Source organism: Corynebacterium sp. S5S1, assembly GCF_001913985.1.
In the GTDB taxonomy this organism is placed as follows: Bacteria; Actinomycetota; Actinomycetes; order Mycobacteriales; family Mycobacteriaceae; genus Corynebacterium; species Corynebacterium marquesiae.
Window position 1 is genome coordinate 54858 of the sequence record NZ_MKXT01000002.1, and the last position, 15833, is coordinate 70690.

The following is a 15833-nucleotide window of genomic DNA, read 5'->3' on the forward strand; positions in this document are numbered from 1 at the left end:
AGCGAAGCGCTGTTTCCACCGCTTGCACTCCCCGCGGTCGCGGGCGCTTGCCGACGCCCCCATAATCGCCACAGCCGGCCCTCCCCGCAAGAGAAAAGGCCGGCTGCTGACATAAACCACTGTGGCTTAAAGCTCTGATGCGGCAGGTGCCGTATGGGCAAGCTCCTCATCCATGGAGGGCAGGGCCATGTAACCGGCCGCTTCAATCAGTACATCAGAGACAGAGCAATCCAGCGCGTGGCACACGGACGCAAGAAGCTCAGAGGAGACCTCCTTGCGGCCGCGTTCAAGTTCCGAAAGGTAACCCGGCGATACGCGGGCCACCCCGGCCAATTCGCGCAGGGTTACTCCTTTGTCCGCGCGGAAGGCGCGCAGCGTCAACCCAAGAGCCTCACGCAAAAGGGGCTCAGGGGTACGAGCAGTGGCGGGCGCCGCTGGTGCAACAGCGCCGTTTACCGGGTGTTCGAGGACTGCAGTAGAAGTGTTCATCACTATGGTCAACGCTCCTTGTCTCGTTATTGTTCCCGCGGTGCCGGATTTTCTTCCAAAGTTGAGCACAGTAGACGCAGGGCGGCTGCGACCGTGGCCTCTCTGATTTCGTTGCGCTCCTTGCCTAATCCGGATAGCAACTGGGAGAATGCCACTCTGTCAGGAGAATAGATGCCGATATATACGGTGCCCGCCGGCTTGCCTTCTTGTAGGTCTGGTCCTGCCACTCCGGTAAGGCCTATCCCCCAGTCCGCGGCGGTTTCTGCCACCGCCGCGCGCGCCATTGCAAGGGCAGTCTCCCCAGAAACCACACCGGCTGCTTCGATATCGGCTACCGATTGATGCAAAAAGTGGGATTTCACATCGGTGGCATATGTTACAAGCCCTCCGCGCAACACAGCCGAAGCTCCAGGGACAGAAGCCACCGTGGCGCTGGCCAGCCCAGCAGTAAGCGACTCACAAAAGGACAAAGTTTCGCCGCGCTCGGTGAGTTCAGATACGAGGCGGGACGCCGTGACGTTCATGGACTGCCTAGCTATTCTGCTTCTTACCGTCGATGAGGTACTGGACGCCGGTAACCACGGTCACCACTGCGGCCAAAAGCATCACTAGGAAGGTAGGTACGTTCATCCACTCCGGCAACGGCCACAGATACAGCCCGACTGCCAAGGATTGCAATACAGTCTTCAGCTTGCCGCCCTTCGAAGCAGGTACCACCTTGCCGCGGCGCAACAAAACCATACGCCAGATGGTGATACCAAACTCTCGGATGAGAATGACCACGGTAATCCACACCGGCAGTACCCCAATGATGTTGAGGCATACCAGTGCGGTAGTCATAAGCGCTTTATCCGCGATGGGATCAGCAATCTTGCCAAAATTGGTGATAAGGCCACGGGCACGTGCGATGTCCCCGTCGAGCTTATCTGTGAGCATTAAGGCCGCGAATAGGCCAAAAGCCCACCATTCATGGCCGGCAATAACTAGCCATGCGAAAACCGGAATGAAAAGAATGCGCAGGCTGGTGAGAATATTTGGCAGGTTCCAATTGGATACCTGTGGATTCACATCCGAGGATTGCGCTGACTGTGTTCCGGGTTGATTCACGTTATACATACTACCTGTTAGCACCAAGCACCTGCGCTTGGATGCCCCTGCATTTTAAAATGCGAAGCATGAAGTATTTTGCTGTTAGCTACGACTACAACCCCAAAAATCCTGAGATTGCTAAGGCACGCCCCGCGCACCGCGAGTTTACCGCGCAACTTTTTGAGGAGGGCACCATCATTGCCACAGGCCCCTTGACGGATTCCAAGGGCGGCGCACTCATCATCGTGGGGCTTGCCGACGACGCCGTGGTCGCCGACGCCATCGCCCTCATGGACAACGACCCCTTCTACCAGGCGGGCTGCATCACCGGCCGCAGCTTCCGCGAGTGGAATCCCGTAAACGCCCGCTTCTAGTGTGGTAGCTCTTCCTTGGGCAGGTCTTTGGCCTTGCCCAAGAATTCGCCCTTCTTGTTGCGGACGATCTTATTGCCTTCCTCGTCCCAGTCGAAGTGATTGTGCGATACCGGCACTCCGCCTTGGTTCTCATCGCGTTTGTTTTTAATAATCGAGGCGATAACCGTGATAACCAGTACGCCCACGATCACGATAAGTGAGGTGATGGTGGAAAATTCTGGAATGGAATCCACGTTCTCGCCGCCGTTTACAAACGGCAAGTTATTCTCATGCAGCGCATGGAACATGAGCTTTACACCGATGAAGCCCAAGATGATGCCCAAACCATAGGGCAGGTACACCAAGCGATCCAGTAGGCCATCCAGCAGGAAGTACATCTGGCGCAATCCCATGAGGGAGAAAGCATTCGTGGTAAAGACCAAGAACGCTTCCGAGGTAATACCGTAAATGGCCGGAATGGAGTCGAAGGCAAACATCACGTCGATAAGGCCGATGGACACCAACGCAATAAAAAGCGGGGTGAACGCGAATTTCCGCTTGCCCGAAGAATCTTCCACGCGGTGCGTGAGCTTATCGCCGTGGTAGCGCGGGGTGACGTGGACTACCTTGCGGATCAGCTTGATGATGCCCATGTCATTGGGATCGGTTTCGGGGGCGTCCCGAATCTCGTCGACGATGAGCTTGATCGCTGTGTAGATAAGGAATATCGCGAACAGGTAGAAGATATCGGACCATGCCGCGATGACCGCAGCACCCAAAAGGATAAACACCAGGCGGCATGCCAAGGCAATAACGATACCGATGAGCAATACCTTTTGCTGGTACTTACGCGGGATCTTGAAGGCGCCCATGATAAGCGCGAAAACAAAGAGGTTATCTACGGATAGCGCCTTCTCTGTCACGTAACCCGTGAGGTATTGGATGCCGTGCTCGTGGTCCCATACGGCCCACACACCGGCACCAAAAAGTAAAGCGATACCGACATAGAATAGGGTCCAGAACCCGGATTCCTTCAGCGTCGGCTCGTGCGGGGTGCGCACGTGGGAGTAGAAATCAAAAACAAAGAATCCAAGAATGACGACGATGGAAATCGCCCAGATCCACAATGGCACATGCATTGGTACATCCCTCCGGTCGAAGATACAACAAAGTGACCGGAGGTCTCCCCCGCCCGGCTAGATAGCTGCAGCCCGGCCGGCACGACCGGGAGCGTAATGCTACCGTGCTGACGATCGATGCCGAAGGATGGGGTACTCCCCTCCAAGACCCGTCCAACCTTACACGATCTTAGAAGGCGCCAGCAGAAGGGTTATACGTTGCCTGGACGGTACGTGTGTCCTCGGCGTCGCCCTGCGGAGAAGAATCGGAGCTTGGAGAAGAGTCGGCATCGGAAGTAGCGGCGGCATCATCCTGCTCCTGCTGCTGCATCTCCTCCTGAATCTCCTTTGGCGCCTCGGCAGGGTCGGCGCCCTTGATCATCCAGATGATGGTATCGAGCTCTTCCGGCTTCACTAGGACCTCGCGAGCCTTGGAGCCCTCGGACGGTCCGACGACGCCACGAGATTCCATCAGGTCCATGAGACGACCGGCCTTGGCAAAACCGATGCGCAGCTTGCGCTGCAGCATCGAGGTCGAGCCCAACTGGGCGGTGACCACCAGCTCGACGGCCTCGAGGAGGTCGTCCATGTCCTTGCCAATTTCCTCATCGATTTCCTGCTTGGCCTCGGATTGCTTCTCTTCAGTCACGCCCTCGGTGTAGTTCGGCGCGGCCTGCGATTTGGCGGCATCGACAACCGCCATGACTTCATCGTCCGAGACGAATGCGCCCTGCATACGCACAGGACGCTTGCCCTGCGGAATGAAGAGGCCATCGCCCATACCAATGAGCTTTTCCGCGCCACCCTGGTCCAAGATAACGCGAGAGTCCGTCAGTGAGGACGTCGCGAAGGCCAAGCGTGAAGGCACGTTGGTCTTAATCAGACCGGTCACCACGTCAACGGACGGGCGCTGGGTTGCCAAGACCAGGTGAATTCCGGCGGCACGCGCCTTCTGGGTGATGCGGACAATGGAGTCCTCAATCTCCTTTGGCGCAGTCATCATCAGGTCCGCCAGCTCGTCGACGACACAGACGATGTACGGGTAGGGGCGTACCTCGCGCTCGGAACCTGCCGGTGCCTGGTATTCGCCGGAGACAACCTTGCGGTTATAGTCCTCAATCTTGCGCACGCGAGCAGCCTTCATATCCATGTAGCGCTGCTCCATCTCCTCCACCAGCCACTGCAGGGCTGCTGCGGCCTTCTTCGGCTGGGTGATGATGGGCGTGATCAAGTGCGGAATGCCCTCGTACGGGGTAAGTTCCACCATCTTCGGGTCCACCAGGATGAGGCGAACCTGCTCAGGGGTGGCTCGGGTAAGCAGCGAGACCAACATCGAGTTCACAAAAGCGGACTTACCGGAACCGGTAGCGCCGGCGACCAGCAAGTGCGGCATCTTTTGCACCGAGAACGAGGTGTATTCGCCTTCAATGTCCTTGCCCAAACCGATGAGCATGGGATCCGGTGAGCTGGTCATGCTTGGCGCATCAAGCACCTCGCGCAGGTGTACCATCTCGCGGTCCGGGTTCGGAACCTCAATGCCGACGGCCGACTTGCCGGGGATGGGCGTGAGCAAACGTAGATTATCCGTGGCCACGGCGTAGGCCAGATTGGACTGCAGGTTCGTAATCTTCGATACCTTGACGCCTGGTCCCAGCTCGATTTCATAACGGGTCACTGTTGGGCCACGGCTAAAGCCGGTTACCTGGGCATCGACCTTGAACTCTTCGAAGACATCCGTAATCGCTTCGATGATGCGGTCATTAATCTCCGTGCGCTCCTTGGCCGGAGTGCCCGGGGTCAGCAGGTCCGTAGTGGGAACCGCGTAATTCTCGTTGCCAAACTGTGCGGCCGGTGTAGCAGCAGCAGAGGTACCCGTTTCCCCTGCGGCCTCGGCCGCAGGCTCGGTGGCGTCCAACTGTGCGCCGGTCGTAGCGTCGCGTCCGGAGCGCTCGCGGAAGAGTTGGCGGGCCTTCTCATGCGCGGACGAGACCGCATCAGCGCCTCCTTCCACCGCAGATCCAGCAGCGCCTGCAGCTGCACCGGCTGCTGCAGCGCCAGCGGCACCGGCAGCACCCGCAGCAGCAGTCTTTGCTGCGCCACTTGCAGCTCCCGCAGCACCCGCGGCGCCCGCAGCCGCACCAGCGGCTGAGCCAATGGCGGTACCGGCGGCGGTGCCAGCATCGGCACCCGCTGCCGTAGCCGAGCGAGTAGAAGGGGAAGCGGGACGTTGACCAGTAGTGCCCAGCACTCGGGTCGGTTCCGGATCCCCGGAAGCCGGTTGTTCCGGCGACGACGCAGCGGCGTCGTCTACCACCGGAATCTCATCGGTATCGCCGATGTCACGAGAGACCTGCTTCTCGGCCGCGTTAGACACGGACTGGAACCCGCCTCGCGTTGGTGCACTAAAGGCGCGGGTGACATGTTCCTCCTCTGCTGCAGCAGGGGAATCCACCGGGTAAGAAGAACCACGCGGGGCGGGGTCTTCAGTGGGGCGTCGGAAAGCGCGCAGGCTTCCACCACGCTCAGAGGAACGACGCTTGGCCACAGGTCGTGCTGGGCGCTCGCTGCGCTCGCGACCTTCCGCGATGTCATCAATATCGCCAGTCACGTGGCCGTAGAGGTCATCGCCCTCTTCGTCGTAAAAGTCTTCGTCCGCGCCGCCAAAGCGGTTAAAGGCTCCTGCAATGGCATCGGCCACCAGCTCATAGGCCTCGCGGATGGTAATACCGGTAACCAGCAAGGCGCCGTAGATAATGACGAGGAAAAGCAACGGTACGGCAACGAATGAGGTGAAGGCCGTTTCCAGAAGGCCGCCGATGGCGTAGCCGATTACACCGCCGGCGCCACCGGCGCTGTCCGGGGTAAAGCCAAGCTCAGGGGTACCAGCAAAGATGTGGATCAAGCTGAGCATGGCCAGGACAATGATGCTGATACCGCCCACAATGCGCGGCTTAAAGTGCCCCGCTGGGCCGGAGATATCCATCATCAAGGCAATGGCCAAGGCCACCAGAGCCACCGGCAGGACCCAGGCGCCTGCACCAATGACGTAGCGGACAATATTGCCCACCCAGGCGCCTACCTGGCCGGCAACCCCAAACCAGACGGTAGCCGCAAGCACGATGGCAATACCAATAAGAACGAGCGCCACCGCATCAGGATTTTTCACCTGAATACCGCGTGATTCTTCCTCGCTAACTTCCCTGGTAGAAAGTTCTTCTTCCGCAGCTACATCGCGCGCCCGAGTAACCTTGCTCTTCTTCTTTTTCTCCCCGCGTGCAGAAATTTCTTCCGGCTCCCTCGTCGTCTCGTACTCCTCGGTGTCATATACGTCTTCGCTGGGCTTGAGCCCCGCCACGCCATGGCTTACGCCCCGCGCCATATTTCCCATGCCGCGGGCCGTGGCCCCAAAGGCGACGCCTAAGCCCTTGCCGACGGCCCGGAACGCACTGCCCGTACGCTCCTGCGAGGTCGCCGCCGCGCGTCGATGCGAAGACGTCATAGCCAAGGTTTCCGGCATGCCAGCACCGGACCGGCTGCGGCCCGACGGCCGTGAACGATTCGACTTTCGGCGCGTTCCGCGCGAAGAGGCATTTTTGACAGACATGCCTCTACCTTAACCGCGCCACCCCATAAATCACATTAGCCACACGCGTTTCCCTAACACCTGGACCCGCAATCTCACGGCGAACGCTTCCCACGCATCCCACAGCTAAGAAACTGCGATTAAATCAAGATTAGAGAGTTGACCTTACGATGGCTTCGGCATCACCTTCAATCTTGACTTCAGCAGCATCACGGCCGAAGGACCAGAGGATGAGCTCGCCTACCTCGCCCGAAACGCGGACCACGGCATAGCCCTTATCCACCACGCCATGCGTATCTGCGGCAACGATTCGCGGCAAGCCTTCCGGCTGCAGAATGACCGGACGATCAGATTTGCGCAGGGCCACCTTAGCCAAGGGCTTTAGGTAGCTATGCATCTGCTGCTTGATGTGTGCCGAAAAGTCGCGTGGTCCCATGCCATTTGCGCGGCGAATATCCTCGTGGTGAACAAAGTGCTCCACAAAGTTTTGCTGTGCATCCACGTACCGAACTGGGTTATAGGCAGCAGGTCCCCTCCCCCAGTCATCAACCAGCTCATCAAAGTCGCGCTCTGCCACCTTGCGTGATTCCTTTGCCAGACGGCCGGACAGCGCGTTGATGAAAATGCCGGCGGCGGCATCGGGGCGGTTTTCCCTTACCCACAAATGCACGGCTAGGTCGCGGGTTGTCCAGCCCTCGCACAAGGTAGGGGCATCGGGACCAAGCTTATGAAATAGCGCTACCATTTTGGCGCGCTCAGCAGAAGAAAACGACATAAGCCCCAGCATACCGAGCTAACTGGCATGCTGGGGCTTTGTTTCACTTAGCGTGAGGAACCCGTGCTATTTACAGGGACTCGCGAGAAGCGTCAACGTCTTCTTCATCGGTAACCAAAGGGCCGGAGTTGGTCGGCACGATGGTCGGAAGGATAACCGGCTCGCGCTTGTACTTGGAATCCATAAGCTTAGATACCTTACGGCGCAGCTTCTGCACCATGCGGTAAGTATCGTTCTCGCCCTCTGCGGCAAGATCGTTCATGGTGTTTTCCACCATCTCCGCAACCTCCGGCACGATGCCGCGGTCATCATCGGAGAAGCCTGTGGTAGATACCGTTGGGTGCTCCAGCAGGCGCGAGGTGCGGTTATCAATCACGCAGGTGATAGAAACCACGCCGCCGGTACCCAGGTTGGTGCGATCAGCCAAGGTATCGGCATCCACATCGCCCATGGATACGCCGTCGACGTACAGGTTACCCACCTGCATCTGGCCTACGACCTCGGCGCGACCCTTGCGCAGGTCCACGACGACGCCGTTTTGTGCCAGCACCGTACGGTCACGATCCACACCGGTGGAGATAGCCAGTTCCTTATTGGCGCGCAGGTGGCGCCACTCGCCGTGCACCGGCATAGCGTTGCGCGGGCGCGCTGCGTTGTACAGGAAGAGGAGCTCGCCAGCGTAACCGTGACCGGAAGCGTGCACCTTTACGTCCTGGTTGGTAATGACGTTTGCACCGATCTGGGACAGCATGTTGATAACGCCGTAGACGGCCTCCTCATTGCCCGGGATGAGCGAGGAGGAGAAGATAATGGTATCGCCATCGCGGACAGTAATCTGACGGTGCTCGCGTCGGGCCATACGCGACAGTGCGGCCATGGGCTCACCCTGCGTACCGGTGGTAATCAGCATGGTCTTATGCGGAGCCATCTTGGCGGCCTCATCGATGGGGATGATGGTGCCGCGTGGGACCTTCAAGAAGCCCATCTTCTCCGCGATTTCCATGTTGCGCATCATCGAACGGCCATTGAAGGCCACCTTGCGGCCGTTTGCCACGGCAGCGTCGATAGCGGCCTGGACGCGGTAGACGTTGGAGGCGAAGGAGGCCAAGATAACGCGCTGCTTAGCGCCGGCAACGAGGCGCTTGAAGTTGGCAGGAATATCGCCCTCGGATGCCGATACACCTGGGACAGTGGCGTTGGTGGAATCGCACAGCATGAGGTCAACGCCCTCATCGCCATAGCGGGACAAGGCTGGGAGGTCCGTTGGACGGTTATCCAGCGGGGTCTGGTCCAGCTTGATGTCACCAGTGTGGATGATATTGCCGGCTGGGGTGCCCAGCATGATACCCAAGGCATCCGGCACGGAGTGGTTGACGGCCCAGAAGCGAACGCGGAACGGACCGTAGGTTACGTCGGACTTTTCATTAACCTCGACGAACTTCGGCTTCTGGCGGTGCTCCTTACACTTTGCAGCAATAAGCGCGATGGTGAAGCGGGAAGCAACGATGGGGATATCCGGACGCAGCTTAAGCAGCCACGGGATAGCACCGATGTGGTCCTCGTGCGCGTGGGTAACGACGAGGGCCTTGACCTTGTGGATCTTCTTCTCAATCGGGCCGAAGTCAGGCAGGATGAGGTCCACGCCTGGCTCACCAGAGGATGGGAAGAGCACACCACAGTCGATGATGATGAGGTCATCACCGTACTCGAAGACGGTCATGTTGCGGCCGATCTCCGAGATACCGCCCAGAGCGTAAATGCGCAGGGCATCCTTCGGCTGCTTCGGTGGCTCCGGCAGGCGCTTGGTCAGATCCGCGCCCTGCATAGACTTGGGCACGTTGCGGCGGCCACGGTTATTGCGGCCGCGGCCCTTACCGTTGCCGTTCTTTCCGTTGCCGTTGCCGTTCTTGCCGCCGTGGTTATTGTTTCCACCGTGGTTATTGCTATTGCCGTTGCCGTTTCCACCACGGCCACGGCCGCGGCTGCCACGGGAACGGGAGCGACGGTTGTTGCCGCCACCTTCGTTGTGGTTGTCGGAAGAATTCTTCTTGCCAGAATTATCCTTGTCGCCCTTAGCGGAATTATCCTGCGCGGAATTGCCCGCGTCAGTTGCTGGGGCTTGGAAAACTGGCGAAGCCGCCTCGTTGGAGGCGGTTTCGTTTTCCGCCGGTGGGCCCGCCTTGCGGGTCACCTTGCGGGAACGGTTACGGGGTTCATTCATTCTTAGAGGACTCCAGATTGTTCCAGATCACGGCGAAGTACCTCGCGTTCCTCCTCGCTCGCAGCGGTGACAGGAAGACGGGTATCGCCAACTTCGATGCCCTGCAGGCGCAGGGCTTCCTTTGCAAACGTCGCTCCGCCCAACCGAGCTTGTGCATGGGTGAGCGGAAGGAGCGTAGTGACATTGATTTCTCGGGCGCGGGCCATATCGCCCGCGTCGAAAGCTTCATAAAGTTCTGCCAAGGCACGCGGTGCAACATGGCCGATGACGGAGATGAAACCAGAAGCGCCGAGGGAAAGCCACGGCAGGTTAATCGGATCATCACCGGAATACCAGGCCAAACCGGTTTCTTGGATGAGTTCTGCGGCCGCAGGAAGGTCGCCCTTGGCGTCCTTTACGGCTTGGATGGTCGGCAAATCCGCAAGGCGGCGGAGGGTATCCGGCGCCACTGGGATGCCCGAGCGGCCAGGGATGTCATAGACACAGATCGGTAGATCCGTGGCTTGCGCGACTGCGGCAAAGTGCTCGTAAACGCCCTTTTGTGAAGGCTTGGAGTAGTACGGAGTTACCACCAGCAGGCTATCTGCCCCCGCATCTGCGGTGGCCTGAGCCAGCTTAATGGAGGTTGCGGTGTCATTCGTTCCGGCACCGGCGCAAAGCTTTGCGCGGTCTCCTACTTCTTCCTTTACGGCTTTGAGCAGCTCCAGCTTCTCTTCAACTGAAGTGGTCGGTGATTCGCCGGTGGTTCCACCAAGGATGAGCGAATCAACGCCATTGTCAACGAGATGAGCTGCTAGGCGACGACCTGCTGCAACGTCCAGCGCACCGTCACGGTCAAACGGGGTGACCATGGCGATGCCGATGCGTCCAAAGGTGTCGACGCCAGTCTTTGCTGTCATACCTGTGCTCATAGCCGTCAAGATTACCCTTTTGGCTTGCAATTAGCCGCATCGGGGTCTCGCGCGTGTTAGGCGTAGGGGCTTGCCGCCATCTGGGTCCCATCAGCAAGAGTGGTGATATTGAAATCATCAAAGAGCACTGGAGCCTTGCTTTGCAGCAGTTTCAGGCACTCCACCGCAACGTGGCGAAGCTCCTCGTCGGCCTGCTCGGCGGCACGAGCACCAATAAAGTGACGCCACGCGCGATAGTTGCCAGTGACAACAATGCGCGTTTCTGTGGCGTTTGGCAACACAGCACGCGCCGCCTGACGGGCCTGCTTCTTGCGCAGAAGAGCGTTGGGCTCATCCAGCTTCTCTTCTAGCGCGTTAAGCAGTTCATCGTAGACAAAGCGAGTCTCATCTACCGCTTGCATTACCAATCGGCTTAGTTGCTCGTCCTCAGCCACCAATTTAGGCAGGACCACCTCGGTCTCTTCTGGGTGAACAAAGCGTTGGGAAAGCTGCGAGAAAGAAAAGTGCCGGTGCCGCACGAGCTCATGGCTCGCCGACCGCGACAGCCCCGTGATGTACATGGTGGCCGTGGCATGCTCGAGCAACGCAGTATGGCCTACCTCCATGATGTGGTGCAGGTAGGCTTCATTGGTTGCCGTCCGGGGGTTTGGCTTATCAAAAGACTCGTAGCAAGCCCGTCCAGCGAACTCGACAAGCGCTTCCCCATCAGAGGCCGAGTCATCCGCGTGCCACTCCACGCCCTGCGGGGCGTGGAACTGTGTTGCGGCAATGAGCTGAATGTCTAGCTCACTTGCTTTAGCCATGGCTTAAAGCCCCAGGTACTTATCGAGGCCTACGACTAGGCCCGGGTGATCCGCAATTTGGCGCACGCCCACCAGGACGCCCGGAGTAAAGGAAGCGCGGTCATAAGAATCCTGGCGGATGGTCAGCGACTGACCTTGAGCACCAAAGATGACCTCCTCGTGTGCCACCATGCCACGGGTGCGAACCGCGTGAACCGGAATACCGTCGACGGTGGCACCGCGGGCACCATCGAGCTGCTTTTCCGTAGCATCCGGCATTTCACCCAGACCAGCCTCCTTGCGGGCGGCGGCAATTCCCTCAGCGGTATGGATCGCAGTACCGGACGGCGCATCCAACTTGGTTGGGTGGTGGAACTCAATTACCTCTGCCGTTTCGAAGAACTTGGCAGCCTGCTTAGCTAGCACCATAGTGAGAACTGCAGAAATGGCAAAGTTCGGGGCAATGAGAACATTGCCGGCACCGTCCTGCTTGGTCCACTCCTCTACCTGAGCCAAGCGCTCCTTATCAAAGCCGGTGGTTCCCACCACGCAGTGGATTCCGTGGGCAATGCAGAATTCCAGGTTTCCCATTACGGAATCTGGCTGGGTAAAGTCCACGATGACCTCAGCGTGGGCGTCGATAAGCTGCTGCAGATCATCATCGCGGCCGATTTCTGCCACCAGCTCTAGGTCATCTTCCGCGTTGACACCTTCAACGATTGCCTGGCCTACGCGTCCGTGCGCGCCTAGTACGCCAACCTTGATAGCCATGGTGTGTTCTCCTTCTTCAGCCACATCGGTAGTACTTTTCTCCCCATCCTAACGCGCATGGGGGTTGCGCAATTCCTCGCCTTCCTTGGAACGGACTTGCGCTCTCCGACGATGCCCCTCACTCTCACTAGGATGGCGTGCATGCAGATATATATCGCTTCCGTTCCTGTAGACAACGTTGCCCGCGCTCACGATTTTTACGTCAATACCCTTGGCTTTCGAGTTAAGGATGACGTCACCCACGGCGATTTCCGTTGGCTCACCGTCACCAATGCTGAAGGTGAGGGAAATACCGAGCTGCTTTTGGAACCGAAGGGGCATCCCGCCGCCAAAGACTACGCCGCAGCACTCAAGGCCGACGGTATTCCGGTCACGCAGTTCCTGTCCGCGGATGTGGAAACTGAATATAAGGAACTCAGTGACAAGGGCGTGAAGTTCACCATGGAGCCCACCGATGTTGGACCGTCTATTATCGCTGTTTTTGATGACACCGTGGGCAACCTTATTCAGCTGGTGGAGCTAAAGAAGTAGCCGCACCCTCCCCTCTCACACGGGTTAACAATTGCATCACTTCCTACTGCCCGTCCCATCTGCCCCAGTAGAATGGGTGTAACAACACGGTAAGCACCAAGGAAGTGATGAATATGTCTCCCTCAAATTTCTCTCGCACTATCGCCGTGGCCATCAGCGCAGGATGCGCATTAGCACTTGCCGCTTGTTCCGATGAAGACACTACGCAGGCAGGTACACCGGCATTTAGTGAAGTTCAGTCAACTACCGACACGGCTGATGCTCCGACCAGCTCCGCTACCCCCGCCGCTAGTTCTGCCCCGCGCAGTACCTCTGCAGCGGATGCAGAAAGGCAGAAGCTCTCCCAAGACTCTGCCCCACTGGCATTCGCCGGTATGGGTACGGCCTCGCTCGAGGACCAACAGCACATGCCGGAGGGGCTCGGAAACCTCATTCCCACGGGCGTGCGAGTGGGGGCACACGAAGGCTTCACCAGAGTCGTCATCGACCTGGAGGGAGAAGGCGAACCGGGCTGGTTTACGTCCTATACCGATAGTCCTGCCCAACAGGCATCCGGAAAGCCGGTTGAGGTCCAAGGAAATACTTTCCTCAACCTCGGCATTGAGGGAACGCCGTGGCCTGCTACCCCAGAGCTGAAAGCAAAGTACATGCAGCCAGGCACTACCCCTGGCGCCGGGGTGGTTAGCGCAGTCAACTACACCACCACCTTTGAGGCGCAAACCCAGCTCATTATCGGTCTAGAGAAGAAAACTGCATACTCCGTGACGTATCTGAAGGACCCGTCGCGCGTGGTCATTGACTTCCAGAACTAAGGTTTAGCGGCGCCTCTAAACGGTGCACACCTACGAAGAAAGGCTCTGTCTTCCAGCGAATAAACTGGAAGGCAGAGCCTTCTTTGGGTTTAGGGATTAGTCCTCAACCGGAACCAGGGAAATCTTGCCGCGGTTATCGATATCCGCGATTTCTACCTGAACCTTATCGCCAACGTTGATGACGTCTTCTACCTTCTCGATGCGCTCGTCGCCACCCAGGTTGGAAATGTGGATCAAGCCATCGCGACCCGGCGTCAAGGAAACGAATGCGCCGAACGGCACGGTCTTTACCACGGTGCCCAGGAAGCGCTCTCCTACCTTCGGCAGCTGTGGGTTGGCAATGGAGTTCACCTTATCGATGGCAGCATCCGCAGCCTCACCGGTGGCAGCGGAAACGTAGACGGTTCCGTCATCCTCGATGGAGACATCGGCGCCAGTTTCCTCGGTGATCTGGTTGATGGTCTTGCCCTTTGGTCCGATAAGCTCGCCGATCTTATTGACCGGGATCTTGACGGAGGTGATCTTCGGAGCAAGGCCGGACATCTCATCTGGGGTATCGATGACCTCAGCCATGGTTTCCAGGATGGTGGAACGGGCATCGCGAGCCTGCTCCAGGGCCTGGGCCAGGACCTTAGACGGGATGCCATCCAACTTGGTGTCCAACTGCAGAGCAGTGATGTACTCGGAAGTACCGGCGACCTTGAAGTCCATATCGCCGAAGGCATCCTCGGCGCCGAGGATATCCGTCAGGGCGACGAACTTTTCCTTGCCATTTACCTCGCCAGAGACCAAGCCCATAGCGATGCCAGCTACCGGAGCCTTCAGCGGAACACCGGCATTGTAGAGGGACAAGGTGGAGGCACATACAGAGCCCATGGAGGTAGAGCCATTGGAGCCCAAGGCTTCAGAGACCTGGCGGATGGCATATGGGAAGTCCTCACGGGATGGGATGACCGGAAGCAGAGCGCGCTCGGCCAAAGCACCGTGGCCGATCTCGCGGCGCTTCGGAGAGCCCACGCGGCCGGTCTCGCCAGTGGAGAATGGCGGGAAGTTGTAGTGGTGCATGTAGCGCTTGGATTCCACCGGGGTCAGGGAATCAATCTGCTGCTCCATCTTGAGCATGTCCAGAGTGGTAACACCCAGAATCTGGGTCTCACCGCGCTCGAACAGGGAGGAACCGTGAGCACGCGGAACCAAGTCCACCTCAACGGAGAGGTCACGGATATCGGTAACGCCGCGGCCATCGATACGGAAGCCCTCGGAGAGGATCTTCTGGCGCACGATCTGCTTCATCAAAGCGTTATAAGCGCCGCGGATCTGCTTAGACGCATCGGCCTCTTCCAAGTCCTCGAGCTGGTCCAAGAGCTTTTCTTCGACCTGCTCCATGTATTCATTGGTGGCGTCGTCGCGTTCCTGCTTGCCCGGAATGGTCAGCAGCTTCTCTAGCTTCTTTGCAGCGGCCTTTTCAACTGCCGCGAAGACATCATCGCCGTATGCCGGGAAGAGCGGGAACGCCTGGGTTTCCTTGGCGGCACGCTCCGCCAGACCGTTCTGGGCCTCGCACAGGGTCTTAATGAAAGGCTTTGCTGCCTCCAAGCCTTCAGCGACGGCTGCTTCCTGCGGTGCAGGAGCGCCGTCGGCAATGCGCTCAGCAACGTTGGTGCCAGCACCGGCCTCAACCATCATGATGGCTACGTCGTCCTTGCGGCCCTTTTTAACAATGCGTCCGGCAACGACCATCTCAAAGAGAGCGCGCTCGTGCTGCTCGTGATTCGGGAACGCTACCCACTGGCCTTCCGGGTGCTTATCGTCAGCAATCAGTGCCATGCGGACACCGCCGACTGCACCGGAGACGGGCAGGCCGGACAGCTGGGTGGCGGCGGAGGCGCCGTTGATGGCAACGACGTCGTAATACTCTTCCGGATCCTGGGACATCACGGTGACAACGACCTGAACCTCGTTGCGCAGACCCTTGACAAAGGTTGGGCGCAGCGGGCGGTCGATGAGGCGGCATGCCAGGATGGCCTCAGAAGAAGGACGACCCTCACGGCGGAAGAAGGAGCCCGGAATCTTGCCGGCGGCGTACATGCGCTCTTCTACGTCCACAGTCAGCGGGAAGAAATCAAATCCCTCGCGCGGCTGGTTGGACGCGGTGGTCGTGGCCAACAACATGGTGTCATCGTCCAAGTAGGTGGTCACGGAGCCGTCTGCCTGCCGGGCCAGCTGGCCGGTTTCAAAGCGCAGGGTGCGGGTGCCAAAGTCACCATTGTCTAGCGTGGCAATGGCCTCGGTAATGCCAAAGTCCTCGTCAATATTGAACTCGACGGAGTTCTGAACGCTCATTAAAAAATGTCTCCTTGAGTGGTTTGGGCGATCGTCGATGCCGCCTGGTCGATTT

At 58.6% G+C, this 15833-nt stretch carries 14 protein-coding genes; 3 read left to right on the forward strand and 11 right to left on the reverse strand.

The genetic code is table 11. The features are described 5' to 3' along the window. Positions 1 to 126 precede the first annotated feature (126 nt). Genes BKN05_RS01065 through pgsA form a run of 3 tightly spaced genes read right to left on the reverse strand, consistent with a single transcriptional unit; the run spans position 127 to position 1605 of the window. Positions 127 to 489 (reverse strand): helix-turn-helix domain-containing protein, encoded by a 363-nt coding sequence (locus BKN05_RS01065; RefSeq protein ID WP_005325127.1) that lies wholly within the window; start codon positions 487 to 489, stop codon positions 127 to 129. Between the two features lie 26 nt (positions 490 to 515). After that, a complete protein-coding gene (locus BKN05_RS01070; RefSeq protein ID WP_286687709.1) occupies positions 516 to 1013 on the reverse strand; it encodes a CinA family protein in 498 nt (165 codons plus the stop codon). 7 nt (positions 1014 to 1020) lie between these two features. Then, positions 1021 to 1605, reverse strand: coding sequence for a CDP-diacylglycerol--glycerol-3-phosphate 3-phosphatidyltransferase (gene pgsA, locus BKN05_RS01075; RefSeq protein WP_005325132.1), 585 nt, complete (start codon positions 1603 to 1605; stop codon positions 1021 to 1023). A gap of 59 nt (positions 1606 to 1664) precedes the next feature. Between pgsA and BKN05_RS01080 the strand changes: the two genes are divergently transcribed. Next, the gene (locus BKN05_RS01080) at positions 1665 to 1952 is read left to right on the forward strand and encodes a YciI family protein (RefSeq protein ID WP_284820316.1); all 288 of its coding nucleotides are present in this window, start codon (positions 1665 to 1667) and stop codon (positions 1950 to 1952) included. Here the strand turns inward: BKN05_RS01080 and BKN05_RS01085 are convergent. The 7 genes from BKN05_RS01085 to dapB all read right to left on the reverse strand — a co-directional run bounded on the left by BKN05_RS01085 (position 1949) and on the right by dapB (position 12092). Then, positions 1949 to 3070, reverse strand: a complete 1122-nt coding sequence (locus BKN05_RS01085; protein WP_286687710.1) for a TerC family protein — start codon at positions 3068 to 3070, stop codon at positions 1949 to 1951. The genes BKN05_RS01080 and BKN05_RS01085 overlap by 4 nt on opposite strands. A gap of 169 nt (positions 3071 to 3239) precedes the next feature. Next, entirely contained in the window at positions 3240 to 6566 is a 3327-nt protein-coding gene (locus tag BKN05_RS01090; RefSeq protein WP_396334655.1) for an FtsK/SpoIIIE family DNA translocase, read from the reverse strand. 217 nt (positions 6567 to 6783) lie between these two features. After that, positions 6784 to 7419: a TIGR03085 family metal-binding protein gene (locus BKN05_RS01095; RefSeq protein ID WP_286687712.1), complete on the reverse strand. Its 636-nt coding sequence runs from the start codon at positions 7417 to 7419 to the stop codon at positions 6784 to 6786. 58 nt (positions 7420 to 7477) lie between these two features. Then, positions 7478 to 9628: a ribonuclease J gene (locus BKN05_RS01100; protein ID WP_239228341.1), complete on the reverse strand. Its 2151-nt coding sequence runs from the start codon at positions 9626 to 9628 to the stop codon at positions 7478 to 7480. 2 nt (positions 9629 to 9630) lie between these two features. Further along, positions 9631 to 10539 (reverse strand): 4-hydroxy-tetrahydrodipicolinate synthase, encoded by a 909-nt coding sequence (dapA, locus tag BKN05_RS01105; RefSeq protein ID WP_286687713.1) that lies wholly within the window; start codon positions 10537 to 10539, stop codon positions 9631 to 9633. A 56-nt stretch (positions 10540 to 10595) separates the two neighbouring features. Further along, positions 10596 to 11342 carry an FAD-dependent thymidylate synthase gene (gene thyX, locus BKN05_RS01110; protein WP_284843842.1) on the reverse strand — a complete coding sequence of 249 codons (747 nt, stop codon included), beginning with the start codon at positions 11340 to 11342 and terminating at the stop codon, positions 10596 to 10598. A 3-nt stretch (positions 11343 to 11345) separates the two neighbouring features. After that, positions 11346 to 12092 carry a 4-hydroxy-tetrahydrodipicolinate reductase gene (gene dapB, locus BKN05_RS01115; RefSeq protein ID WP_286687714.1) on the reverse strand — a complete coding sequence of 249 codons (747 nt, stop codon included), beginning with the start codon at positions 12090 to 12092 and terminating at the stop codon, positions 11346 to 11348. A gap of 141 nt (positions 12093 to 12233) precedes the next feature. Here dapB and BKN05_RS01120 point away from each other — a divergent pair, with 141 nt between their 5' ends. Both BKN05_RS01120 and BKN05_RS01125 read left to right on the forward strand, forming a co-directional pair. Then, complete coding sequence (locus BKN05_RS01120) at positions 12234 to 12623, forward strand: VOC family protein (RefSeq protein ID WP_286687715.1); 390 nt, start codon at positions 12234 to 12236, stop codon at positions 12621 to 12623. A 113-nt stretch (positions 12624 to 12736) separates the two neighbouring features. After that, the gene (locus tag BKN05_RS01125; RefSeq protein ID WP_286687716.1) at positions 12737 to 13435 is read left to right on the forward strand and encodes an AMIN-like domain-containing (lipo)protein; all 699 of its coding nucleotides are present in this window, start codon (positions 12737 to 12739) and stop codon (positions 13433 to 13435) included. Positions 13436 to 13531: 96 nt separating this feature from the next. Here BKN05_RS01125 and BKN05_RS01130 read toward each other — a convergent pair whose 3' ends face one another. Continuing rightward, positions 13532 to 15778 (reverse strand): polyribonucleotide nucleotidyltransferase, encoded by a 2247-nt coding sequence (locus BKN05_RS01130; RefSeq protein ID WP_286687717.1) that lies wholly within the window; start codon positions 15776 to 15778, stop codon positions 13532 to 13534. Positions 15779 to 15833 lie beyond the last annotated feature (55 nt).

Excerpts from the sequence above, each read along its gene's own strand:
- BKN05_RS01065 (WP_005325127.1), bottom strand. The coding sequence starts at position 489 with ATGAACACTTCTACTGCAGTCCTCGAACACCCGGTAAACGGCGCTGTT.
- BKN05_RS01070 (WP_286687709.1), bottom strand. The coding sequence starts at position 1,013 with ATGAACGTCACGGCGTCCCGCCTCGTATCTGAACTCACCGAGCGCGGC.
- pgsA (WP_005325132.1), bottom strand. The coding sequence starts at position 1,605 with ATGTATAACGTGAATCAACCCGGAACACAGTCAGCGCAATCCTCGGAT.
- BKN05_RS01080 (WP_284820316.1), top strand. The coding sequence starts at position 1,665 with ATGAAGTATTTTGCTGTTAGCTACGACTACAACCCCAAAAATCCTGAG.
- BKN05_RS01085 (WP_286687710.1), bottom strand. The coding sequence starts at position 3,070 with ATGCATGTGCCATTGTGGATCTGGGCGATTTCCATCGTCGTCATTCTT.
- BKN05_RS01090 (WP_396334655.1), bottom strand. The coding sequence starts at position 6,566 with ATGCCGGAAACCTTGGCTATGACGTCTTCGCATCGACGCGCGGCGGCG.
- BKN05_RS01095 (WP_286687712.1), bottom strand. The coding sequence starts at position 7,419 with ATGCTGGGGCTTATGTCGTTTTCTTCTGCTGAGCGCGCCAAAATGGTA.
- BKN05_RS01100 (WP_239228341.1), bottom strand. The coding sequence starts at position 9,628 with ATGAATGAACCCCGTAACCGTTCCCGCAAGGTGACCCGCAAGGCGGGC.
- dapA (WP_286687713.1), bottom strand. The coding sequence starts at position 10,539 with ATGAGCACAGGTATGACAGCAAAGACTGGCGTCGACACCTTTGGACGC.
- thyX (WP_284843842.1), bottom strand. The coding sequence starts at position 11,342 with ATGGCTAAAGCAAGTGAGCTAGACATTCAGCTCATTGCCGCAACACAG.
- dapB (WP_286687714.1), bottom strand. The coding sequence starts at position 12,092 with ATGGCTATCAAGGTTGGCGTACTAGGCGCGCACGGACGCGTAGGCCAG.
- BKN05_RS01120 (WP_286687715.1), top strand. The coding sequence starts at position 12,234 with ATGCAGATATATATCGCTTCCGTTCCTGTAGACAACGTTGCCCGCGCT.
- BKN05_RS01125 (WP_286687716.1), top strand. The coding sequence starts at position 12,737 with ATGTCTCCCTCAAATTTCTCTCGCACTATCGCCGTGGCCATCAGCGCA.
- BKN05_RS01130 (WP_286687717.1), bottom strand. The coding sequence starts at position 15,778 with ATGAGCGTTCAGAACTCCGTCGAGTTCAATATTGACGAGGACTTTGGC.